Origin of the sequence: Streptomyces geranii, from assembly GCF_002954775.1 — a bacterium.
In the GTDB taxonomy this organism is placed as follows: Bacteria; Actinomycetota; Actinomycetes; order Streptomycetales; family Streptomycetaceae; genus Streptomyces; species Streptomyces geranii.
In genome coordinates, this window is sequence record NZ_PJME01000039.1 from 1 (window position 1) to 22,494 (window position 22,494).

General features: G+C 70.2%; 16 protein-coding genes. 3 read left to right on the forward strand and 13 right to left on the reverse strand.

What is annotated here, in order from left to right; genetic code table 11:
- Positions 1 to 273: 273 nt before the first annotated feature.
- From pgi to uvrC, 12 genes are all read right to left on the reverse strand, one after another.
- On the reverse strand, positions 274 to 1,926 hold the full coding sequence (gene pgi, locus CW359_RS32980; RefSeq protein ID WP_105973874.1) for a glucose-6-phosphate isomerase: 1,653 nt from the start codon (positions 1,924 to 1,926) through the stop codon (positions 274 to 276).
- 55 nt (positions 1,927 to 1,981) lie between these two features.
- Positions 1,982 to 3,265 (reverse strand): MFS transporter, encoded by a 1,284-nt coding sequence (locus tag CW359_RS32985; protein ID WP_105973875.1) that lies wholly within the window; start codon positions 3,263 to 3,265, stop codon positions 1,982 to 1,984.
- A gap of 135 nt (positions 3,266 to 3,400) precedes the next feature.
- Positions 3,401 to 3,736, reverse strand: a complete 336-nt coding sequence (locus tag CW359_RS32990; protein WP_003957010.1) for an RNA polymerase-binding protein RbpA — start codon at positions 3,734 to 3,736, stop codon at positions 3,401 to 3,403.
- 243 nt (positions 3,737 to 3,979) lie between these two features.
- Positions 3,980 to 4,216 (reverse strand): preprotein translocase subunit SecG, encoded by a 237-nt coding sequence (secG, locus tag CW359_RS32995; RefSeq protein WP_079054207.1) that lies wholly within the window; start codon positions 4,214 to 4,216, stop codon positions 3,980 to 3,982.
- Between the two features lie 120 nt (positions 4,217 to 4,336).
- The gene (tpiA, locus tag CW359_RS33000; protein ID WP_105973876.1) at positions 4,337 to 5,113 is read right to left on the reverse strand and encodes a triose-phosphate isomerase; all 777 of its coding nucleotides are present in this window, start codon (positions 5,111 to 5,113) and stop codon (positions 4,337 to 4,339) included.
- Positions 5,114 to 5,119: 6 nt separating this feature from the next.
- The gene (locus tag CW359_RS33005; protein ID WP_105973877.1) at positions 5,120 to 6,331 is read right to left on the reverse strand and encodes a phosphoglycerate kinase; all 1,212 of its coding nucleotides are present in this window, start codon (positions 6,329 to 6,331) and stop codon (positions 5,120 to 5,122) included.
- 133 nt (positions 6,332 to 6,464) lie between these two features.
- The gene (gap, locus tag CW359_RS33010; protein ID WP_105973878.1) at positions 6,465 to 7,469 is read right to left on the reverse strand and encodes a type I glyceraldehyde-3-phosphate dehydrogenase; all 1,005 of its coding nucleotides are present in this window, start codon (positions 7,467 to 7,469) and stop codon (positions 6,465 to 6,467) included.
- Between the two features lie 179 nt (positions 7,470 to 7,648).
- Positions 7,649 to 10,600 carry a M14 family metallopeptidase gene (locus CW359_RS33015; RefSeq protein ID WP_105973879.1) on the reverse strand — a complete coding sequence of 984 codons (2,952 nt, stop codon included), beginning with the start codon at positions 10,598 to 10,600 and terminating at the stop codon, positions 7,649 to 7,651.
- A 167-nt stretch (positions 10,601 to 10,767) separates the two neighbouring features.
- Positions 10,768 to 11,751, reverse strand: a complete 984-nt coding sequence (whiA, locus tag CW359_RS33020) for a DNA-binding protein WhiA (protein ID WP_105973880.1) — start codon at positions 11,749 to 11,751, stop codon at positions 10,768 to 10,770.
- On the reverse strand, positions 11,742 to 12,809 hold the full coding sequence (locus tag CW359_RS33025; RefSeq protein WP_105973881.1) for a gluconeogenesis factor YvcK family protein: 1,068 nt from the start codon (positions 12,807 to 12,809) through the stop codon (positions 11,742 to 11,744). The genes whiA and CW359_RS33025 overlap by 10 nt, the downstream gene beginning before the upstream one ends.
- A complete protein-coding gene (gene rapZ, locus CW359_RS33030) occupies positions 12,806 to 13,858 on the reverse strand; it encodes an RNase adapter RapZ (protein WP_105973882.1) in 1,053 nt (350 codons plus the stop codon). The genes CW359_RS33025 and rapZ overlap by 4 nt, the downstream gene beginning before the upstream one ends.
- Complete coding sequence (gene uvrC, locus CW359_RS33035; protein ID WP_105973883.1) at positions 13,855 to 15,996, reverse strand: excinuclease ABC subunit UvrC; 2,142 nt, start codon at positions 15,994 to 15,996, stop codon at positions 13,855 to 13,857. The genes rapZ and uvrC overlap by 4 nt, the downstream gene beginning before the upstream one ends.
- A gap of 298 nt (positions 15,997 to 16,294) precedes the next feature.
- On the opposite strand from uvrC, the gene CW359_RS33040 reads away from it, so the two are divergent.
- From CW359_RS33040 to CW359_RS33050, 3 genes are all read left to right on the forward strand, one after another.
- Complete coding sequence (locus CW359_RS33040) at positions 16,295 to 17,254, forward strand: hypothetical protein (RefSeq protein ID WP_105973884.1); 960 nt, start codon at positions 16,295 to 16,297, stop codon at positions 17,252 to 17,254.
- Positions 17,255 to 17,388: 134 nt separating this feature from the next.
- Entirely contained in the window at positions 17,389 to 18,465 is a 1,077-nt protein-coding gene (locus CW359_RS33045; protein WP_105973885.1) for a LacI family DNA-binding transcriptional regulator, read from the forward strand.
- The gene (locus CW359_RS33050) at positions 18,462 to 19,373 is read left to right on the forward strand and encodes a carbohydrate kinase family protein (RefSeq protein ID WP_105973886.1); all 912 of its coding nucleotides are present in this window, start codon (positions 18,462 to 18,464) and stop codon (positions 19,371 to 19,373) included. Before CW359_RS33045 ends, CW359_RS33050 begins: the two co-directional genes overlap by 4 nt.
- A gap of 94 nt (positions 19,374 to 19,467) precedes the next feature.
- Here the strand turns inward: CW359_RS33050 and uvrA are convergent, their stop codons facing one another.
- Positions 19,468 to 22,464 (reverse strand): excinuclease ABC subunit UvrA, encoded by a 2,997-nt coding sequence (gene uvrA / locus CW359_RS33055; RefSeq protein ID WP_105973887.1) that lies wholly within the window; start codon positions 22,462 to 22,464, stop codon positions 19,468 to 19,470.
- Between the last annotated feature and the right edge of the window lie 30 nt (positions 22,465 to 22,494).

Genomic DNA, 22,494 nt, shown 5'->3' on the forward strand with positions numbered 1-22,494 from the left:
CGCCGGACGGGCTGGGGGTGGCGGGCGTTGCTGGGGAGGGCGGGGGACGGGTGGGTGGGTAAGTCGCGCTGAACGCGCTCGTCCTCAATCGCCGGACGGGCTGAAAACCAAGCGCCGGCCGGCACCCCTCAGCCCGTCCGGCGTTTGAGGACGAGGCCGTCAAGGCCGATCCACCACCCACTCACCCCCGCCTTGCCCACCCACCCAGGGGGGTCTGGGGGCACAGCCCCCAGGGATGGGACGGGTAGGGGCGGCGGGGGCGAAGAAACTCCCCTACCTCCCGCGCAACTCCCGATACTTCGCAACCAACGCCACCGTAGACGCATCCAACCCCGCCACCCCCACCCCCTCCGTCAACGCCGGCTCAACCCTCTTCGCCAGCACCTTCCCCAACTCAACCCCCCACTGATCGAACGAGTCGATGTCCCACACAGCCCCCTGCACAAACACTTTGTGCTCGTAGAGCGCGATCAACTGGCCGAGCACGGACGGGGTCAGCTCGCGCGCCAGCACGGTCGTCGTCGGGTGGTTGCCCTGGAAGGTCTTGTGGGCGACCAGTTCCTCCGGAACCCCCTCCCCCCGCACCTCCTCCGGCGTCTTCCCGAACGCCAGCGCCTGCGTCTGCGCGAAGAAGTTGGCCATCAACAGGTCGTGCTGCCCCCGGAGTTCCTCGCTCAACTCCCCCACCGGCGAAGCGAACCCGATGAAGTCCGCCGGGATCAGCTTCGTCCCCTGGTGGATCAACTGGTAGTACGCGTGCTGCCCGTTCGTCCCCGGCGTACCCCACACCACCGGCCCCGTCTCCCACTCCACCGGCACCCCGTCCCGCCCCACCGACTTGCCGTTGGACTCCATGTCCAACTGCTGCAGGTACGCCGTGAACTTGGACAGGTAGTGCGAGTAGGGCAGCACCGCATGCGACTGCGCACCGAGGAAATTGCCGTACCAGATGCCCAACAGACCCAGCAGCAGCGGCGCGTTCTCCTCCGCCGGAGCCGTCCGGAAGTGCTCGTCGACCAGCGCGAAGCCGTCCAGCATCTCCCGGAAGCGGTCCGGGCCGATGGCGATCATCAGCGACAGGCCGATCGCCGAGTCGTAGGAGTAGCGTCCGCCGACCCAGTCCCAGAACTCGAACATGTTCGCCGTGTCGATCCCGAAGTCGCCGACCTTGCCGGAGTTCGTCGACAGCGCCACGAAGTGCTTCGCGACCGCCGCCTCCTCACCCCCGAGCCCCGCGACCAGCCAGGACCGGGCCGAGGTCGCGTTGGTGATCGTCTCGATCGTCGTGAACGTCTTCGACGCGACGATGAACAGCGTCTCGGCCGGGTCCAGGTCCCGCACGGCCTCGTGCAGGTCGGCGCCGTCGACGTTCGACACGAAACGGAACGTCAACTCCCGTGCGGTGAAAGCCCGCAGGGCCTCGTAGGCCATCGCCGGACCGAGGTCGGAGCCGCCGATGCCGATGTTGACGACGTTCTTGATGCGCCGACCCGTGTGCCCGGTCCACTCGCCCGAACGCACCCGGTCCGCGAAGGCGGCCATCCTGTCGAGGACCGCGTGCACGGCCGGCACGACGTTCTCCCCGTCGACCTCGACCACCGCACCCCGCGGCGCCCGCAGCGCGGTGTGCAGGACGGCCCGGTCCTCGGTCGTGTTGATCCGCTCGCCCCGGAACATGGCGTCCCGCAGCCCGGCCACGTCCGTCACCGCCGCCAGCTCGCGCAGCAGCCGCAGTGTCTCGTCGGTGACGAGGTGCTTGGAGTAGTCGATGTGCAGATCACCGACCTGGAGCGTGTACCCCGTGCCGCGCCCGGGGTCGGTCGCGAACAGGTCCCGCAGATGGGTGTCCGCCAGCTCCTCCTGGTGCTTGGCCAGTGCCGTCCACTCGGGCGTCTGGTTGAGCCTGCTACGGCTGTCTGCGTTCATCTCGGACTTCCGCCTCTTTCGTGCCTGTGCTGCCGGTCTCGACCGAGCCAATCGATCAGCTCGGTCGGCGCGTTGGATGAGCTGTGGTCGTACCGTCGACGTCTTCTCGTCCAACAACAGATACGTCGGACTTCAGCGCCGGTATCAGTGCGGCGACCGACAGGATGAAGAAACCGGCGGCCAGCAGCGCCGGTGTGTTCAGTCCCCACGCCGTCGCGACAGCCCCGCCGAGCAGCGCGCCCACGGGTGCTCCGGCGACCGCCAGCGTGCGGAAGGCCGAGCTGACCCGGCCCAGCATCCCGGCGGGGCTGCGGCTCTGCATCAGGGTCGTCGTGTTGACGTTCCACACCATCCCCATCAGCCCGAACACCCCCAGGGCGACCACCAGCGCGACCAGGCTGCGCACCGAGCCCATGACGACCAGCGCGCCGATCTGCGTCGTACCGGCCAGCACCACCGCTCGTATGCGCCCGAGCCGCTCCACCAGCCGGCCGTTCAGCGCGCCGCCCGCGAGGCTGCCGACGGTGTACGCGGTCATCGCCGCCGCATACCCTCCGTTGCCCGCGTCCAGCCAGCCGGTCACCAGCAGCACCATGGTGGCGATGAGAGCGCCCATGCCGACGTTGCACAGTGCCGTCGCCGCGCACAGGCCCCGCAGCGGTCCGTCCCGCCACAGGGTGCGCAGGCCGGCCGTGATCTCCGTGCGCAGGGTGCTGCCCGCCGGTCTCGGTGCCCGCGCGGGCGGGCCCGTCCGCAGGGAGGCGACCAGGGCTGCCCCGATCAGGAAGGTGACGGCGTCGACCGCGAACGGGACGGCCGCTCCCAGCACGATCAGGACCGGCACCACCGGTCCGGCCAGCAGGCCGCCCGCTATGCGCTGACCGGTCATCAGACGGGCGTTCGCACCGCCGAGCGCCTCCTTGTCGACCAAGGTGGGCAGCAGGGCCGTAGAGGCGTTGTCGAAGAGGGTCTGGAGAGTGGTCAGCGCCAGGGCGAGGGCGATGAGCAGGCCGATCGAGGCGTGGCCGAGGCCGACGGCCACGGCGAAGCAGGCGACCAGCAGGCCTCGTAGCGCGTCGACCGTCCACATCGCGCGCCGCTGGTCCACCCGGTCCGCGACCGCACCGCCGAGGAGTCCGAAGAGCAGCCAGGGCAGATAGCCGCAGGCCGTCACGGCGGCGATGAGCAGCGGCTGGTCGGTGAGGGTCGTGGCGAGCAGGGGCAGGGCGGCCGTGCGCAGCGCGTCGCCGAAGCTGGAGAGGACGGCGGCGCTCCACAGCCGCCCGAATCCCCCGCGCCACGCGGGCGCACACGCTCCCGCCGTCTCGACCGTCGTCACCGATCCCCCTCGTGGTTCGCCCGATGCACAAACCGTAGAGGGCAGCACTGACAATCGGCCGGGGAGCCGGTGTGCGACGCCCCGTCAGACGGCTCCGGCCAGGCACCTGTTCGGTGCCTGGCCGGCCGTCAATTCCTAGATCTCGCCCCGCAGTTTGGCGAGCGCCTCGGCGAGGATCGCCTCGCCGTCCGCGTCGCTGCGTCGCTCCCGTACATACGCCAGGTGCGTCTTGTACGGCTCGGTGCGCGGCGGGTCCGGCGGGTTGTCCCGGTCCTGTCCGGCGGGAAAGCCGCAGCGCGGGCAGTCCCAGGTGTCGGGGACCTGCGCGTCGCTGGCGAAGCTGGGCTGCGTCTCGTGCCCGTTGGAGCACCAGAAGGAGATGCGCAGCCGTGGCGCGGACTCGCCACGCTCGGCCTCGCCCATCGGCCCCGCCCCGACCCGGCTTCCTCGGATCGCGTTGCCACTTGCCACGGTCGTAACTCCCTGCGTAATGGTGCCGCGAAGCGAGTCGGCGTTTTCGCTTCGTTGCGAGCGCCTCAGTCTACGTAAGGCCCAACGCGCGTCCAGTGCTTCGAGTTACAGGCCCGCAGCAAGACGCAAGCCCCATGATAGGCCGCCCTTGGCGGGGCGTACCGAACATGGGGCCTTACGTGCGGAATGTGCGTGCGTAATGTGCTGTCGTACCGGTATTTGACGACCGGTGTCAGCCGCTGATCAGTTGTTCACCTTCATCAGGATGCCGAGCACCACAATGCACGCGAACCACAGCAGACCGAGCACCACGGTGATGCGGTCGAGGTTGCGCTCGGCGACCGAGGAGCCGCCGACGGACGACTGCATGCCGCCACCGAACATGTCGGAGAGGCCGCCGCCCTTCCCCTTGTGCATCAGCACGAGCAGCATCAGCAGCAGGCTGAAGACGATCAGGGCGATCGAGAACCCCAAAACCACGGCTGGACCAACTTCCTCGGATTCTGATGGACGGGGATCGCGACCTAATTCCTGGACGTCCTGCCCAATTTTTTGGCCACGATCCCCGCCAGGGTACGACGGATCTCCGCTAGCGCATACTCACTGGTCGCGGAAGCGCACGATCTTGACGAACTCATCGGCGTCCAGGGCGGCACCGCCGACCAGTGCGCCGTCGATGTCGGGCTTGGCCATGATCTCGGCGACGTTCCCGGACTTCACGGAGCCGCCGTACTGGATGCGTACGGCGTCGGCGACGTCCTGCGAGTACAGCTCGGCGAGCTTGGCGCGGATCGCGGCGCAGACCTCCTGGGCGTCGTCGGCGCCACAGACCTTGCCGGTGCCGATGGCCCAGACGGGCTCGTAGGCGATGACAACGGTCTCGGCCTGCTCGGCCGGGAGGTCCTTGAGGCCGCCCTCGACCTGGGCGAGCGTGTGGGCGACGTGGTTGCCCGCCTCACGGACCTCCAGCTCCTCGCCGACGCACAGGATCGGGGTGAGGCCGTGCTTGTAGGCGACCTTCACCTTGGCGTTGACGAGTTCGTCGGTCTCGTTGTGGTACTGGCGGCGCTCCGAGTGGCCGATCGCCACGTAGGTGCACTTGAGCTTGGCCAGCATCGGGCCCGAGATCTCGCCCGTGTAGGCGCCCGAGTCGTGCGCGGAGATGTCCTGGGCGCCGTACTTGATCTTGAGCTTGTCGCCGTCGACCAGGGTCTGTACCGAGCGCAGGTCGGTGAAGGGCGGCAGGACCGCGACCTCACAGGCCTCGTAGTCCTTGTCCGCGAGAGCGAAGGCGAGCTTCTGGACGTGGGCGATGGCCTCAAGGTGGTTGAGGTTCATCTTCCAGTTGCCCGCCATCAGCGGCGTGCGAGTGGTCATGCTGGGTCAGTCCTCCAGTGCGGCGAGGCCGGGGAGCGTCTTGCCCTCTAGGTATTCGAGGGAGGCGCCGCCGCCGGTCGAGATGTGGCCGAATGCGGTTTCGTCGAAGCCCAGGATGCGTACGGCGGCGGCTGAGTCGCCGCCTCCGACGACCGTGAAGGCCGGGGAGTCGAGGAGGGCCTGGGCGACGGCCTTGGTGCCCTCGGCGTAGTCGGGGTGCTCGAAGACGCCCATGGGACCGTTCCAGAAGACGGTGGCCGCGTCGGCGAGCTTGGAGGCGTACAGCGTGCTGGACTCCGGACCGATGTCCAGGCCCATCTGGTCGGCCGGGACGGCGTCCGCGGTGACGGTGGTGGGGTCGGTGGGCGCCTTGGCCTTCAGGTCGGGGAAGCCCCCGGAGACCACGACGTCGACCGGGACGATCAGCTCGACGCCGTTCTTCTCGGCGCGCGCGATGTACTCCTGGACGGCCGGGATCTGGTCCTCCTGAAGGAGGGAGGCGCCGATCTCGTGGCCCTGGGCCTTGAGGAAGGTGTAGGCCATGCCGCCGCCGATGAGGATGCGGTCGGCCTTGCCGAGCAGTTGGTCGATGACGGCGAGCTTGTCGGAGACCTTGGCGCCGCCGAGCGCGACCACGTACGGGCGCTGCACGTCGTCGGTGAGCTTCTTCAGGACGCCGACCTCGGTGGCGATGAGGTAACCGGCGTAGTGCGGCAGCCGGGCCGGCAGGTCGTACACGGAGGCGTGCTTGCGGTGCACGGCACCGAAGCCGTCACCCACGTAGACGTCCGCGAGGGCGGCCAGCTGATCGGCGAACTCGCCGCGCTCGGTGTCGTCCTTCGACGTCTCACCGGCGTTGAAGCGCAGGTTCTCGATCACCGCGGTCTGGCCCGGCTGGAGGCCGCTCACGGCGGCGTGGGCGGCGGGGCCGACCGTGTCCTGGGCGAAGGCCACGGGGGCGCCCAGGAGTTCACCGAGGCGCTCGGCGGCGGGCAGCAGGGAGAAGGCGGGGTCCGGGGCGCCCTTGGGGCGGCCCAGGTGGGAGGCGACCACGACCTTGGCGCCGGCGTCCGCGAGGGCCTTGACGGTGGGCAGGACGGCCCGGATGCGGCCGTCGTCGGTGATGAGGCCGTCGGCCAGCGGGACGTTCAGGTCGGCGCGGACGAAGACCCGCTTGCCGTCGACTCCTTCGGCGAGGAGTTCGTCGATCGTCTTCATGAAAGGGGGCTCCTAAGGAAGGGCTCTTTTGTCCGGGAGGGGCTGGATCGATCAGCACGCGCCACAGGGCTCGGGCAACGCCTCCTCGCGTCGCCCGAGCCCTGTGCTCACATCGAAGTGCCTGCTCCGTGACTCAGAGCTGGTTGCCGACGAAGACCGTGAGGTCGACGAGGCGGTTGGAGTAGCCCCACTCGTTGTCGTACCAGCCGATGATCTTCACGCTGTTGCCCTGCACCATGGTCAGCGAGGAGTCGAAGGTGCAGGACGACGGGTCGCTGACGATGTCCGAGGAGACGATCTGGTCCTCGGTGTACGTCAGGTAGCCCTTCAGCTCGCCCTGGGCGGCCTTCTGGAACGCGGCGTTGACCTCTTCCTTGGTCACCACGCGCTCCGTCTCGACGACCAGGTCGGTGACGGAGCCGGTCGGGACCGGCACCCGCATCGCCATGCCGTTGAGCTTGCCCGCCAGCTCCGGGATGACCACGCCGAGCGCCTTGGCCGCACCGGTGCTCGCCGGGATGATGTTCTCGGCGGCGGCGCGGGCGCGGCGCAGGTCCTTGTGCGGGAAGTCCTGGAGGCGCTGGTCGCTGGTGTAGGCGTGGACCGTGGTCATCAGACCCGAGACGACGCCGAAGTTCTCCAGGAGGACCTTGGCCATCGGCGCCACACAGTTGGTGGTGCAGGAGGCGTTGGAGATGATGTGGTGGTTCGCCGCGTCGTACTTGTCCTCGTTGACGCCGAGGACGATCGTGATGTCCTCGTCCGACGCCGGAGCCGAGATGAGGACCTTCTTGGCGCCACCCGCGATGTGCTTGGCGGCGTCGGCCTTCTTGGTGAAGATGCCGGTCGACTCGATGACGATGTCGACGCCCAGCTCACCCCAGGGGATGTCGGCCGGGTCGCGCTCGGAGAGCACCTTGATGGTGTGACCGTCGACGGTGATCGTGTCGGCGGTGTGCGACACCTCGGCCTTGAGTCGGCCCAGGATGGTGTCGTACTTGAGCAGGTGAGCGGTGGTCGCGGTGTCACCCAGGTCGTTGACAGCCACGATCTCGATGTCAGCACCCTGCTCCAGCAGCGCGCGGAAGTAGTTACGACCGATGCGGCCAAAGCCGTTGATGCCTACGCGGATCGTCACGAACCGATCTCCTCGTTGGTACGCCGGCTTTCGTGCCGGCGAGTTGTATGGGATGTCCCCGACCGCCTACGACCCTACCTCCCTGAGGCCCCGGTGGTGACATCGAGATGCCCCATACACGGCAGGGCGGTCCGTACCCGCCAGTAGGGGTACGGACCGCCCATTGAACAGCCCTTCGATCAGCCCTTCAGCGCGGCCAGCGCCTTGCCGAGGAGCGCCTTGCGGTCGGCCGCCGCGGTGACGTGCTCCAGGCCGAAGCCCAGCAGCACGGTGTCGTCCGTGGTGACCGCTCCGTACGTCTTGGCCAGTTCACCCGACAGGCCCCAGTCCTTGATGACCGCGGGGCTGCCCGCGGGCGGTCCGGGGACGGTCCAGGCGCCCAGTGACGTCTCGAAGCCCTCGACCGCGCCCGGCGTGCCGCCGGTCACGACGGTGGCGTTGTCGGCGAGGACGCCGCGTCCGCCGGAGCCGGGGTCGGTGATGTAGCTGAGCGAGATCTCCACCGTCTTCCCGGCGTACGCGGAGAGGTCGAACTCGACCTGCTGCCAGCCCGCGGAGGACCCGGTGAAGCTGTTCCACGCGCCGCTGGTCCCGGTGGGCGTGCAGCCGCCCGAGCCGAGGGTCAGGTAGCGGGTGAGCGCGGGGTGGCCCTGGATGAAGAACCCGGCCTCGCACTCGGTGGGTACGGCGGTGCTGGTGGCGCCTCCCTTGTCGGGGAGCGTGGTCCAGTCACCCGCCCCGGCCGTGTGGGCTTCGAGCACGGCGTGGTCGTAGCCCTCCTCCGTGTCCCACAGGAGCTGGGTGCGGAAGGCCGGTGCCTGGGCCGCGGTCACCCCGGTGAGGTCGATGGTGCGGGTGAGGCGGTTCCAGGCGTAGTCGGTGTGCGTGACGGCGGCCATGGAGGCGCCCGCGTAGGGCCCGTACGGGTTGACCGTCCCGGGGTAGCTGCCCGCGCCCGCGCTGCCGAACTGCGGGTACGTCGCCACGGGCAGGGTGTCCGAGGTGACGCCGAAGGACCCGGCCGTGTTCAGCGGGTTGCCCGGCGCGTCGCCGAGGGGCCCGTTGAAGCCGGTGAGCTTCCCGGAGCCGTTGAAGGCGGTGACGGAAGGTGTGGTCGTACGGGAGTAGGCGCCCAGGTAGTACTGGCTGAAGTCGTTGGACAGGGTGCCCCCGCCGAGGTCCACGGAGCCGCCGGCGCTCTCGCCGGCCTCGATCAGCTTGCCGCCCTCGTTGAGGTAGGCGCGCAGCTGGAGCTGGGTGGCGTTGCCGGGCCGTACGGCGCCGGTGTAGTGGACGACCGTCTTGAAGTGGTCGAGCACGCCGAGCGCGTCGGGCGCGCCCAGGGCGGCGACGTCCCAGACGAGCGGCTTCCTGCCGTTGGCCTTCAGCGCGTCGACGTAGACCTGTGTCTGTGTGGCGGTCGCGCCCTCCTCGGCGAGGACGAGCGTGTCGGCGACCGGGCGTGCGGCGACCGTGTACGTGAAGTGCGTGCTGCTGGTGCGCTTCTTGTCCTTGGTCGTGCCTGTGAACCAGACCTCGACCTTGGCGCCCGGCTTACCGGCGGCGACCTTGGCGCGGTACTCGTCGAAGTACAGGTTGTCGTCCCCGCCGAAGGTCTCTCCGCCCTTCCAGGCCTTGAGCGGCGTGGTCTTCGTACGGCCCCCGTCGACGCGGTAGTTGAGCCGCTTGTCGTACACGGACTTGCGGACGACGACCGAGACCTCCTGGTCGGCGCCGCGCGAGTACGAGGTGGTGAAGGGTGCCGGGGTGAAGTCGGGGGCGGCGACGCCGACCGAGGACTTGGGCTGGTCCGGCTTGAGCGCCGACTCGGCGACGGACAGCGCGAACGGGATGTTCTTGGCGAACTCCTGCTGGATCAGCTTCTCGTCGTCCGGGAAGGTGAAGACCGAGGCGCAGTCGGCCGCGTTCCAGGCGTCGTCCGGATAGAGGTTCGACACGGTCTGGCAGGTCGACATCTCCGGGGTGAACATCGCCGTGCCGTTGACGTTGGCCGCGTGGCCGTCCGCCTCGCCGTTGGTGGTGTACAGCTCGGAGGAGAGCTGGGGGTGGTAGCCGGGGATCGCGGAGTTCTCGGGCGTACCGGCGAGCGACTTGTAGAGGACGTCGTCGGGGCTCGGCGAGGCGACCTGCCAGCCGACGCCGTAGAGGAGGAGTTCGGCGGCGGAGTGGTAGTTGATGCCGTACTCGAAGCCGATGCGCCGCTCGAAGGCGTCCAGGGCCTTGGTCTCGGGCTCCGAGCCCGGGCTCGCGCCGCGGTAGGTCTGGCTGGTGGGGAACGGGGAGGAGCCCTCGTCGTCGTAGCCCCACTTGTAGGAGAAGTTGCGGTTGAGGTCGACGCCGTCGCCGATGGTGTAGGCGCCGTCGCCGTTGACGTCGCGCATGTTCTTGCGCCACTGGCGGTCGCCCTCGGGCTTGAACGTCCAGTCGTAGCCGTCCGGGTTGGCGGACAGCACGAACCAGAGTTCGGTCGAGTCGACGATCTTCTTGATGCGCCGGTCGGTGGAGTAGTTGTCCAGGTAGTGGTGCATCAGCCGCCGGGTCATCTCCGGCGTGATCCATTCGCGCGCGTGCTGGTTGGAGACGTACAGGACGGACGGCTTGGCGCCGTCCTTGGTCTTCTTCGCGCCCTTGGTCAGTTTGAGCGCGAGGATGTCCTGGCCCTGCAGGGTCTTGCCGATGGAGACGACCTTGGTCAGGGCCGGGTTCTCCTGGGCGGTCCGGAGGATCTCCTCGCGGAGGTTGCCCGCTCCGCTGTAGGGCCGGAAGACACCGTCTCCGGCGGCGGCCACGCGCGCGCGTGCCTTCGCCGTGAGGGTGTGCTCCTTGAGGTCGACGCCCTTGTCCTCCAGTTCGCCGGCCTGCTTGTCGGTGAGGTAGACCTCGACCGTGGCCGTGCCCTTCTCGGGCGCCTGCTCCCCGAGTTCGTGACCGTCCTGGCCGGTCGCGAGGAGCAGCGGAATCTGCTCCTTGGTGACCTCGGCCCGGAAGACCTTGACCTCGTCGGCGTCCGGTGTACCGGCGTCCTGCGCGGCCACGGCGATCGGCGCGAGTCCAGCGCCGCCCAGCAGGAGTGCGCCGACAGCGAGGATCGTGCTCGCTCTTCGTCTCATGAACCCCCCTTGCGATGGTTCGCCACAATGGCGAACAGATGCCAGGCTCATGACAGTTCATGATCCAGTCAAGAGGGCGCCAAGGACAGGAAAACGCCGGTGGCGGTGCCCGAAGAGAGCACCGCCACCGGCGTGTTGAGGGCCAGTCAGCCCAAGGTGAGGCTTCGTCAGCCCGCGTCGGCCATCTCCTCGGAGAGGTTCGACTCCGTGCCCGGGATGCCGAGATCCTGGGCGCGCTTGTCGGCCATGGCGAGCAGCCTGCGGATCCGGCCCGCGACGGCGTCCTTGGTCAGCGGCGGGTCCGCGAGGGCGCCCAGTTCCTCCAGGGAGGCCTGCTTGTGCTCCATACGGAGCCGCCCGGCCGCCGCGAGGTGCTCGGGGACGTCGTCGGCGAGGATCTCCAGCGCGCGCTGGACCCGGGCCCCGGCCGCGACGGCCGCGCGCGCGGAGCGGCGCAGGTTGGCGTCGTCGAAGTTGGCGAGGCGGTTCGCGGTGGCGCGGACCTCGCGGCGCATCCGCCGCTCCTCCCAGGCCAGCACGGACTCGTGCGCGCCGAGCCGGGTGAGGAGGGCGCCGATCGCGTCCCCGTCCCGGACGACGACCCGGTCCACGCCCCGCACCTCGCGCGCCTTGGCGGCGATCGAGAGGCGCCGGGCGGCGCCGACCAGGGCGAGCGCGGCCTCGGGGCCGGGGCAGGTCACTTCGAGGGACGAGGAGCGTCCCGGCTCGGTGAGCGAGCCGTGGGCCAGGAAGGCGCCTCTCCAGGCCGCCTCCGCGTCACAGGTCGCCCCGGAGACCACCTGTGGGGGCAGACCCCTGATCGGGCGCCCGCGGCCGTCCACGAGCCCTGTCTGGCGGGCCAGCTGGTCGCCGCCCGCGACCACCCGGACCACGTAACGGGAGCCGCGGCGCAGTCCGCCGGGTGCCATCACGATCAGTTCGGAACTGTGGCCGAAGATCTCCAGGATGTCCCGCTTGAGACGGCGGGCCGCCATCGCGGTGTCCAGCTCCGCCTCGATCACGATGCGCCCGCTGACCAGGTGAAGGCCGCCGGCGAACCGCAGAATGGCGGAGACCTCCGCCTTTCTGCAGCAGGTACGGGTGACGGGGAGCCGGGAAATCTCGTCCTTCACCGCTGCCGTCATCGCCATGGGCCGATCCTTCCATGCATCCGAAAAATACGGTCGTACGCGGCGGCCAACAGCTCCGTATCGTGCCGAGGAGATCCGTCGGTCCGGGCCACCGGCGCCAGCTCGACCGCGGCGCCGAACCGCTTGGCGGCATCGGTCAGCAAGTCGCGGTCGGGCACGGCGGCCTCGTCGGCCAGCACCACGTCCAGGGCGAGTTTAGGGGCGTGTCGTCCCAAAACCTCCAAATGACGCTGCGGGGAGAAGCCCTCGGTTTCTCCGGGCTGCGGCGCGAGGTTCAGCGAGAGTACCCGCCGCGCCTTCGTCTCGGTGAGCGCTTCGAGCAGCTCCGGCACCAGCAGGTGGGGGATCACGGACGAGAACCAGGAGCCGGGACCGAGGACCACCCAGTCGGCGTCCAGGACGGCCGCGACGGCCTCCGGGACGGCGGGCGGGTCGTGCGGCACGAGGTGCACGGACTGCACCTCGCCCGGTGTCAGCGCGACCGTCGCCTGCCCGCGTACGGTGTCGACGTCCTCGGGCCGCTCCGGGTCGTGCCCCTTGACCAGGGCCTGCAGCTCCAGCGGTACGGCGGACATCGGCAGGACGCGGCCGTGCGCGCCCAGGAGCCTGCCGACCAGGTCGAGGGCCTGGACGTGGTCGCCGAGCTGCTCCCACAGGGCGACGATCAGCAGATTGCCCACGGCGTGTTCGTGCAGGTCGCCCTTGGACTGGAAGCGGTGCTGGATGACGCGGGCCCAGGTCTGGCCCCACTCGTCGTCGCCGCACAGCGCGGCCAGCGCCTTGCGCAGGTCACCGGGCGGCAGTACGCCCAGCTCGTCGCGCAGGCGCCCGCTGGAGCCGCCGTCGTCGGCCACGGTGACGACTGCGGTGAGGTCGCCGGTGATCCGGCGCAGTGCGGCGAGCGAGGCGGACAGGCCCATGCCGCCGCCCAGGGCGACGACCTTGGGCTGGGTGCCCCGGCGGCGCGGCCGGGCGCCGCGGGCCTCTACGGGCCTGCCCCCGCGGCCCTCGGGGGTGACCCGGCGCAGCCTGCTCAGCCGCGGTGTACGTCCCGTCATTCCCGTCCCATGTCCCGGTGCACGATCACGGTCTCCACGCCCTGCGAGGCGAGGCGGGCGGCGAGCTTCTCGGAGGTCGCGACCGAGCGGTGCTTGCCGCCGGTGCAGCCGACCGCGATGGTCACGTAGCGCTTGCCCTCGCGGCGGTAACCGGCGGCGATGAGCTGGAGCAGCTCGGCGTACCGGTCGATGAACTCCTTGGCGCCGGGCTGGTTGAAGACGTACGCGGACACCTCCTCGTTGAGGCCGGTGTACGGGCGCAGCTCCGGGACCCAGTGCGGGTTGGGCAGGAACCGCATGTCCACGACCAGGTCGGCGTCGACCGGGAGGCCGTACTTGAAGCCGAAGGACATCACCGTGGCCCGCAGCTCGGGCTCCTCCTCGCCGGCGAACTGGGCGTCCATCTTGGCGCGCAGCTCGTGGACGTTGAGGCTGGAGGTGTCGATCACCAGGTCGGCGTCGCCGCGCAGCTCGCGCAGCAGTTCCCGCTCGGCGTCGATGCCGTCGACGATCCGGCCGTCGCCCTGGAGGGGGTGCGGCCTGCGCACCGACTCGAACCGGCGCACCAGGGCGTCGTCCGAGGACTCCAGGAAGACGATCCGCCGGGTGACGCCCTTGACCGCGAGGTCGGCGAGCGACTCGCGGAGGTTGTCGAAGAAACGCCTGCCGCGTACGTCGACGACGACCGCGATCCTCGCCACGTTGCCCTGGGAGCGGGCGCCCAGCTCCACCATGGTGGGGATGAGTGCGGGCGGGAGGTTGTCGACGACGAACCAGCCGAGGTCCTCCAGACACTTGGCGGCCGTCGACCGGCCGGCTCCGGACATGCCGGAGATGATCACCAGCTCGGGGATGGCCGCTTCGGGGACCCCGGCTGTCTCGATGACCGTACCCACTTGCTCTCCGTCTTCCTGGCCCGGTGGTTCCTGGCCTGTCGGGCCGCCCGGTGCGGGGCCCTCCGCGTGCCGCGAGCGATCATCGCCCGCTTCCTTGTGGCCTGCCTGGCCCTCTGCTGTGGGCTCGGCCTTCGGTGTCTCGTGCTCGCTCATTGCTCCTGCCCCCGTCGCTCGTCCGGGGTGCCCGCGGCTACGGGCTCCCCCGGGGAACCCGTCCTCGTCCCGGGCTCCCCGTTCTGCGTCTCCTGCGTGTCCCGCGTTACCCGCGCGTCCTGTGTGTCCTGTGTGTCTTCCATGATCTCTCCGGTCGCCGTGTTGACGGCGGGTGCGGCCGGGGCCGCCTGTGCGAGGGCCACGGCGATCGTCTCGGCCGTCTTGAGGCCTATGCCGGGAACCTCGCGGATCTGGTCGATTGTGGCGGACCGCAGCTTCTTCACCGAGCCGAAATGCTTGATCAGCGCCTGTTTCCGGGTTTCACCGAGCCCGGGCACGTCGTCCAGGGGGCTCGCCCGGAAGCGTTTGGCCCGTTTGACCCGCTGGTAGGTGATCGCGAAGCGGTGCGCCTCGTCGCGCACGCGCTGGAGGAGATACAGGCCCTCGCTGGTGCGGGGCAGGATCACCGGGTCGTCGTCGCCGGGCAGCCAGACCTCCTCCAGGCGCTTGGCGAGACCGCAGACGGCGATGTCGTCGATGCCCAGCTCGTCCAGCGCGCGCTGCGCGGCGGCGACCTGCGGCTGCCCGCCGTCGACGACGACGAGCTGCGGCGGATAGGCGAACCGCTTGGGCCGCCCGTCGTCGTCCTTCAGCTCCTGGCCGGCCTCTTGGCCTCCGGCGGGTTCGGGACCGGATTCCTGGCCGTTTTCCTGGCCGTCCGCCCACTCGCCGGTCTTCTCCTTCTCGGCGATGTAGCGCTTGAAGCGGCGGGTGATCACCTCGTGCATGGACCGGACGTCGTCCTGTCCCTCGAAGCCCTTGATCTGGAAGCGGCGGTACTCGCTCTTGCGTTGCAGGCCGTCCTCGAAGACGACCATGGAGGCCACGACGTCGTCGCCCTGGAGGTGGGAGATGTCGTAGCACTCGATGCGCAGCGGGGCGCTGTCCAGGTCGAGGGCCTCGGCGATCTCCTCCAGCGCGCGCGAGCGCGTGGTCAGGTCGGAGGCCCGCTTGGTCTTGTGCAGCACGAGCGACTGCTGCGCGTTGCGCTGCACGGTCTCCATGAGGGCCTTCTTGTCGCCGCGCTGCGGGATGCGCAGCGACACGCCGGACCCGCGCCGCTCGGCCAGCCACTCCTGGACGGGCTCCACGGGGTCGGGCAGCGCGGGGACGAGAACCTCCTTGGGTACGGAGTCGCCCTTCTCCTCGCCGTAGAGCTGCTGGAGGGCGTGCTCGACCAGGGCGCCGGTGGTGATCTCCTCGACCTTGTCGGTCACCCAGCCCCGCTGGCCGCGCACCCGCCCACCGCGTACGTGGAAGATCTGGACGGCCGCTTCCAGCTCGTCCTCGGCGACCGCGATCAGGTCGGCGTCGGTCGCGTCGGCGAGCACGACCGCGCTCTTCTCCATGGCCTTTCGCAGGGCCTCGATGTCGTCGCGCAGGCGGGCCGCCCGCTCGTACTCCATCTCCTCGGCGGCTTCCGTCATCCGCTGCTCCAGGCGGCGGATGTACGTCCCGGTGCGGCCTGCCATGAAGTCGCCGAAGTCCTCGGCCAGCTCCCGGTGTTCGTCGGCCGAGACCCGTCCGACGCAGGGCGCCGAGCACTTGCCGATGTAGCCGAGGAGGCAGGGACGGCCGGTGCGGGCGGCGTTCTTGAAGACACCGGCCGAGCAGGTGCGCACCGGGAAGACCCGCAGGAGGAGGTCCACGGTGTCGCGGATCGCCCACGCGTGTCCGTACGGCCCGAAATAGCGGACGCCCTTGCGCTTCTGACCGCGCATCACCTGCACGCGCGGGTACTCCTCGTTCATCGTCACCGCGAGATACGGGTAGCTCTTGTCGTCGCGGTACTTGACGTTGAACCGGGGGTCGAACTCCTTGATCCAGGAGTACTCCAGCTGGAGCGCCTCGACCTCGGTGGAGACCACCGTCCACTCCACGGAGGCCGCCGTGGTGACCATCGTGCGGGTGCGCGGATGGAGTCCGGCCAGGTCCTGGAAGTAGTTGGCCAGGCGCTGGCGCAGGCTCTTCGCCTTCCCGACGTAGATCACCCGGCGGTGCTCGTCGCGGAATTTGTACACCCCGGGAGAGTCCGGGATCTGTCCCGGCTTGGGGCGGTAGCTGGAGGGGTCGGCCATGTCTCACACCCTACTGGCGGGGTGTGACAGCGCGGCGGTCCTGTGGACGACGCCGCAGGTCCCCGGGAGGGCCGGGGCGGAGGAGAGAACTCCGGCAGTCGGGCATGTTTGCGCCTGAAGTGTTGTCGCGCCTTGGTCAACACGCTTCAATGCGGGGGAACTCGGGGCCGTGGACGGCCGCGTACGCACGTGAGGACACGGGGGCGAGGACGCCGCGTACACCCACCGGACCGCCCCGGTTCGACCCACGCACGCGGTCCGACCAGCCGCCGCGACCATTCACAGAAGGGCCCCCTGCATGCGCCGAAGCACACCGCACGCGGACGAAGCCATCGCGGAGGACGCCACCGCGGAACTGGACACGGCCCTGCGCAACGGCCCCTTCCATGTGGCCCTGCGGGCGGCGATCACCGCGCGCGGTCTGCCGCTGCAGCGCGTCCAGCACCATCTGTGGCGGTACGGCGTCAAGGTCGGCGTCACCAGCCTGAGTTACTGGCAGCAGGGCGCCCGCCGCCCGCAGCGCCCCGAGTCGCTGCGGGCCGTACGGGCCCTGGAGGAGATCCTCCAGCTTCCGGAGGAGTCGCTGATCAGGCTGCTCGCCCGGGACGACGAACGCGCCGGCACCCAGCGTCCCGCCGCCCGCTCCTACCGCTCCCTGGTGGAGGCCTCCGGAGTCCTGGAGCAGCTGCTGACGGAGCTGGAGGCGCCCCTCGACGGGGGTCTGCACACCCTCGGCCTGCACGAACGCGTGCGGATCGGCACCCACCGCGAACTCCTCGTCCGCGAGGCCCACCACATCGTGCGCGCCCACCGGGACACCGACCGCTTCGTCGCCGTCCACCACGGCGACACCGGGTGCGCACCGGACCGCATGTCGGTGCACGCCCTGGAGAACTGCCGCACGGGGCGGATACGGCGGCACCACGACACCGGGGTGCTCGTCGCCGAGCTCCTCTTCGACACCCGGCTGTGCGCCGGAGATACGTTCCTCTTCCGCTACGCCGTCGAGGACGGCACCGCGGGCGTGTCCCGCGAGTACGTGCGCGGTTTCGGCGTCGCGGGCGGCCAGTACGCGCTCCAGGTCCGCTTCGACTGCGGGGCCCTGCCGGTGCGCTGCCACCGGTTCGCCCAGCACTCGGCCGCGGCGCCCCGCAGTGGCCGCCAGGAGCTCCCGGTGAGCGACCGCCACCGCTCGGTGCACCTCGTGGAGCCGAGGCTGCGACCGGGGATCCTGGGGATCGGGTGGGACTGGGAGTGACCGGCCCGGAGAGGGAGGAGCGCGGGGCGCAAGCGATTGCGTAAACGCTTGCGCAAGCGTTTACGTCATGCCGGGCATGCGGTACGTTTCCGCCATCGGCGCCGGACCGGGGCGCGGCGGGAAGGGCGGGGACCATGGCGACGATGGCCGACGTCGCGCGGCACGCGGGCGTCTCCGTGGCGACCGTCTCGCATGTGCTGAACGACACCCGGGTGGTGCGCCCCGCGACCCGGCAGGCCGTCCTCGACGCCATCGAGGTGCTCGGCTACACCCCGAACACCCTGGCCCGTTCGCTGGTCACCGCGCGGACGCGGTCCATCGGGCTCGCGGTGTCGGCGATCAGCAACCCGTACTTCACTGAGATCCTCCAGGGCGTCGAGGCGAGCGCCCTGGAGCACGGCTACAGCCTCCTCATCGCCGACCCGCACGACGACCCCGAGCACGAGCGCAAGGTCGTCCAGCTGCTGCACGAGCGGCGCGTGGACGGCATGATCGTCGCCCCGTCGGCGGATCCCGGCGCCCTGGTCGCGTACCTGACCCGGCACGACGTACCGACGGTGTTCCTGGACCGGCTGCTCGACACCCCCTCGGACGGCACACCCGCGGACAGCGCGCCGCGCTTCGACCAGGTGTGCGCCGAGAACACCGAACCCATGGCCCGGCTGGTCGCCCACCTCACCGCGCTCGGCCATGAACGCGTCGGCCTGGTCGCGGGCCGCCCCGGCCTGAGCACGACGACGGAACGGATCGAGGGCTACCGCATCGGGCTCGCGTTCGCCGGACTCGCCCACGACGAACGCCTGGTGGTCCACGGCGACTCCGAGTCGGCGGGGGCCGAGCGGGCCACCGCCGCCCTCCTCGACCTCCCGGCGCCCCCGACCGCCCTGGTCACCGCCAACAACACGATGACCATCGGCGCCCTGCGCGCCCTGCGCGAGCGCGGTCTCGCCGTGCCGGACGACCTGGCGCTGTGCTGCTTCGACGACTTCGCCTGGGCCGACCTCTTCTCCCCCGCGCTCACCGCGATGGCCCAGCCCGCCAAGGACATCGGCGCCAGGGCGGTACGGCTGCTCCTGGACCGGCTGGCCGACCCGGGCCGCCCGACCCGGACCGTGCGGCTGCCGTGCGCGTTCGTCCACCGCGAGTCGTGCGGATGTGCCCGACAGCGCCCCGAGAACCTCCAGCAGGCCGAGAAAGGACCCGTCTCGTGATCGTCGTCGCCGGTGAGGCCCTGATCGACCTGGTACCGCGCGCGCCGGGCGCCCTCGCGGAGCTGCGGCCGGCGCTCGGTGGCGGCCCCTACAACACGGCGGTGGCCCTCGGGCGGCTCGGCTCCCCCACCGCGTTCTGCTCCCGGGTCTCGTCCGACGCCTTCGGCGAGGCGCTGCTCGACGGGCTGCGCGGGGCGGGCGTCGACGTGTCCGCCGTACAGCGCGGCGGCGAGCCGACGACGCTCGCGGTCGCCTCGATCGGCGCGGACGGCTCCGCCGCCTACTCCTTCTATGTGGAGGGCACCGCCGACCGGCTGTTCGCGGCGCCGGACCGACTCCCCGTTGGCGCCCGGGCGGTGTCCTTCGGCACCTGCTCGCTGGTCCTGGAGCCGGGCGCGAGCGCGTACGAGGAGCTGATGCGGAGCGCCGCCGCGCAGGGCGTGTTCACCGCGCTCGACCCGAACATCAGGGCGGGGCTGATCCCCGACGCGGATGCCTACCGGGCCCGTTTCACGAGCTGGCTGCCGTCGGTGTCGCTGCTCAAGTTGTCGGAGGAGGACGCGAAGTGGCTCGGCGGGACCCCGCAGGAGTGGCTGGCCGCCGGTCCCGCCGCCGTCGTGGTCACCCGGGGCGGCGACGGACTGACCGTCTTCACCCGTGCGGGCGCCGAACACTCCGTACCCGGTGAGGAGGTCGACGTGGTGGACACGATCGGCGCCGGCGACACCGTGAACGCGGCGCTGCTGCACGGTCTGTCCGTCCGGGACGCCCTGTCTCCTGCTGCCCTGGCCGACCTGGGCGCCGACGGCTGGACCGAGCTGCTCCGCCTCGCGGCGCGTGCGGCGGCGGTCACCTGCTCACGGGCGGGGGCGGAACCGCCGTACGCGGCTGAACTGGGCCTCCTGTAGCGGCGGGTGCGTCCGCTTGTGCAACGGGCGGTGGCCCGCGGGGAGTTCCCGCGGGCCACCGTGTTTCCCGGCGTCTGCCGTGCTGGCCGGCGACTCAGGCCTTGCGGGCCCGGGTTGTCGTCTTCTTCGCCGGAGCAGCCTTCTTCGCCGCCGTGTTGTCGGCGGTCTTCACCGTCGACTTGGCGGCCACCGCCTTCTTGGCTGCCGTCTTGCGCGGGGCGGCCTTCACCGAGGTGCCGTCACTGATGCGTTCGGCCCCCAGGACATCCCTCAGGAACTTGCCGGTGTGGCTGGCCGGTACACCGGCGACCTCCTCCGGTGTGCCCTCGGCGACGACCAGGCCGCCGCCCGCGCCGCCCTCGGGGCCCATGTCGACGACCCAGTCGGCGGTCTTGATGACATCGAGGTTGTGCTCGATGACGATGACCGTGTTGCCCTTGTCGACCAGGCCGGAGAGAACCTTGAGGAGCTTGCTGATGTCCTCGAAGTGCAGACCGGTGGTCGGCTCGTCCAGGACGTACACCGTGCGGCCCGTGGAGCGCTTCTGGAGTTCGCTGGCGAGCTTCACCCGCTGGGCCTCGCCGCCGGACAGGGTCGTCGCGGACTGGCCGAGCCTGACGTAGCCGAGGCCGACGTCGTGCAGCGTGTTGAGGTGGCGGGCGATCGCCGGGACCGCCTCGAAGAAGTGGCAGGCCTCCTCGATCGGCATGTTCAGGATGTCGGCGATGGACTTGCCCTTGTAGTGGACCTCCAGGGTCTCCCGGTTGTAGCGGGCGCCGTGGCAGACCTCGCACGGGACGTAGACGTCCGGGAGGAAGTTCATCTCGATCTTGATGGTGCCGTCGCCCGCGCAGTTCTCGCAGCGCCCGCCCTTGACGTTGAAGGAGAAGCGGCCGGGCAGATAGCCCCGCACCTTCGCCTCGGCCGTCTCCGCGAACAGCCTGCGGACATGGTCGAAGACACCGGTGTACGTCGCCGGGTTCGAGCGCGGGGTGCGGCCGATGGGCGACTGGTCGACGTGCACGACCTTGTCGACCAGGTCGTCGCCGTCCACGCGCGTGTGGCGGCCGGGCACGCTGCGGGCGCCGTTCAACTCGCGGGCCAGGTGCGTGTACAGGATGTCGTTGACCAGCGTCGACTTGCCGGACCCTGAGACCCCGGTGACGGCGGTGAGGACGCCGAGCGGGAACGACACGTCGATGTCCCGCAGGTTGTTCTCGCGGGCACCGTGCACGGTGAGCCGACGGGACGGGTCCAGCGGGCGCCGGATGTCGGGCAGCGGGATGGCCTTCTTGCCGGACAGGTACTGCCCGGTCATCGACTCGTCGTTGGCGAGCAGCTCCTTCAGGGAGCCGCTGTGCACGACCTTGCCGCCGTGCTCGCCCGCGCCGGGGCCGATGTCGACGATCCAGTCGGCGACCTTGATGGTGTCCTCGTCGTGCTCGACGACGATGAGCGTGTTGCCCATGTCCCGCAGCCGGACCAGGGTCTCGATCAGCCGGTGGTTGTCGCGCTGGTGCAGGCCGATGGACGGCTCGTCAAGGACGTACAGGACGCCGACGAGGCCGGAGCCGATCTGGGTGGCGAGCCGGATGCGCTGGGCCTCGCCGCCGGAGAGGGTGCCTGCCGCGCGGTTGAGCGAGAGGTAGTCGAGGCCGACGTCGACCAGGAACTTCAGCCGTTCGTTGACCTCCTTGAGCACCCGCTCGGCGATCTTCTTGTCTCGGTCGTCGAGCTTCAGCTCGGCCAGGAAGTCCGCGCAGTCGCTGATCGACATGGCGGCGACCTCGGCGATGGACTTCTCCATGACCGTGACCGCGAGGACGATCGGCTTGAGGCGGGTGCCCTGGCAGGTGGGGCAGGGCACCTCGCGCATATAGCCCTCGAAGCGCTCCCGGCTGGCGTCGCTCTCGGACTCGCTGTGCCGCCGCTTCACGAACGGGACGGCGCCCTCGAAGGGCGTGGTGTACACGCGCTCCCGGCCGTACCGGTTGCGGTAGCGGACCTCGATCTGGGTCTTGTGCCCGTACAGGAGCGCCTTCCGCGCGCGCTGCGGGAGGCCCGCGAAGGGGATGTCGGTGCGGAATCCGAGGGCTTCCGAGAGAGCGGTGAGGAGCCGGCCGAAGTAGTCCTTGGTGTGGCCGTGCGACCAGGGGTGGATGGCGCCCTCGTCGAGGGACTTGTCCTCGTCCGGGACGATCAGCTCGGGGTCGACCTCCATGCGCGTGCCGATGCCCGAGCAGTCGGGGCAGGCGCCGAAGGGCGAGTTGAAGGAGAAGGAGCGGGGCTCCAGTTCCTCGAAGGACAGGTCGTCGTACGGGCAGTAGAGGTGCTCCGAGAACATGCGCTCGCGCTCGGGGTCGTCCTCGGGGAGGTCGATGAAGTCGAGCACGACCATGCCGCCGGAGAGGCCGAGCGCGGTCTCCACGGAGTCGGTGAGGCGCCGCTTGGCGGTGTCCTTGACCGTGAGGCGGTCGACGACCACCTCGATGGTGTGCTTCTCCTGCTTCTTCAGCACGGGCGGCTCGGACAGCTGGATCGTCTCGCCGTCCACCCGCGCGCGGGAGTAGCCCTTCGTCTGGAGGTCGGCGAAGAGATCGACGAACTCGCCCTTGCGCTCGCGCACGAGCGGCGACAGCACCTGGAAGCGGCTGCCCTCCGGCAGCTCCAGGACGCGGTCGACGATGGCCTGCGGAGACTGCCGCGAGATGGGGCGACGACACTCGGGGCAGTGCGGCTTGCCGATGCGGGCGAAGAGCAGGCGCAGGTAGTCGTAGACCTCGGTGATGGTGCCGACCGTCGAGCGCGGGTTGCGCGAGGTCGACTTCTGGTCGATCGAGACGGCCGGCGAGAGGCCCTCGATGAAGTCGACGTCCGGCTTGTCCATCTGGCCGAGGAACTGGCGGGCGTACGACGAGAGCGACTCGACGTAACGCCGCTGGCCCTCGGCGAAGATCGTGTCGAAGGCCAGGGAGGACTTGCCCGACCCGGACAGGCCCGTGAAGACGATGAGCGAGTCGCGCGGCAGGTCGAGCGAGACATTCTTGAGGTTGTGCTCTCGCGCGCCACGGACGATGAGACGGTCGGCCACGCCGGTCCGCACCTTTCTTGGGAGAAGTGA

What these genes read in the sequence shown, in the direction of transcription:
- tpiA (WP_105973876.1), bottom strand. Translation starts at nt 5,113, where the DNA reads ATGACCACTCGCACGCCGCTGATGGCGGGCAACTGGAAGATGAACCTC.
- rapZ (WP_105973882.1), bottom strand. Translation starts at nt 13,858, where the DNA reads ATGAGCGAGCACGAGACACCGAAGGCCGAGCCCACAGCAGAGGGCCAG.
- CW359_RS33025 (WP_105973881.1), bottom strand. Translation starts at nt 12,809, where the DNA reads ATGACGGGACGTACACCGCGGCTGAGCAGGCTGCGCCGGGTCACCCCC.
- CW359_RS33015 (WP_105973879.1), bottom strand. Translation starts at nt 10,600, where the DNA reads ATGAGACGAAGAGCGAGCACGATCCTCGCTGTCGGCGCACTCCTGCTG.
- pgi (WP_105973874.1), bottom strand. Translation starts at nt 1,926, where the DNA reads ATGAACGCAGACAGCCGTAGCAGGCTCAACCAGACGCCCGAGTGGACG.
- whiA (WP_105973880.1), bottom strand. Translation starts at nt 11,751, where the DNA reads ATGGCGATGACGGCAGCGGTGAAGGACGAGATTTCCCGGCTCCCCGTC.
- CW359_RS33045 (WP_105973885.1), top strand. Translation starts at nt 17,389, where the DNA reads ATGGCGACGATGGCCGACGTCGCGCGGCACGCGGGCGTCTCCGTGGCG.
- CW359_RS33005 (WP_105973877.1), bottom strand. Translation starts at nt 6,331, where the DNA reads ATGAAGACGATCGACGAACTCCTCGCCGAAGGAGTCGACGGCAAGCGG.
- CW359_RS33040 (WP_105973884.1), top strand. Translation starts at nt 16,295, where the DNA reads ATGCGCCGAAGCACACCGCACGCGGACGAAGCCATCGCGGAGGACGCC.
- uvrC (WP_105973883.1), bottom strand. Translation starts at nt 15,996, where the DNA reads ATGGCCGACCCCTCCAGCTACCGCCCCAAGCCGGGACAGATCCCGGAC.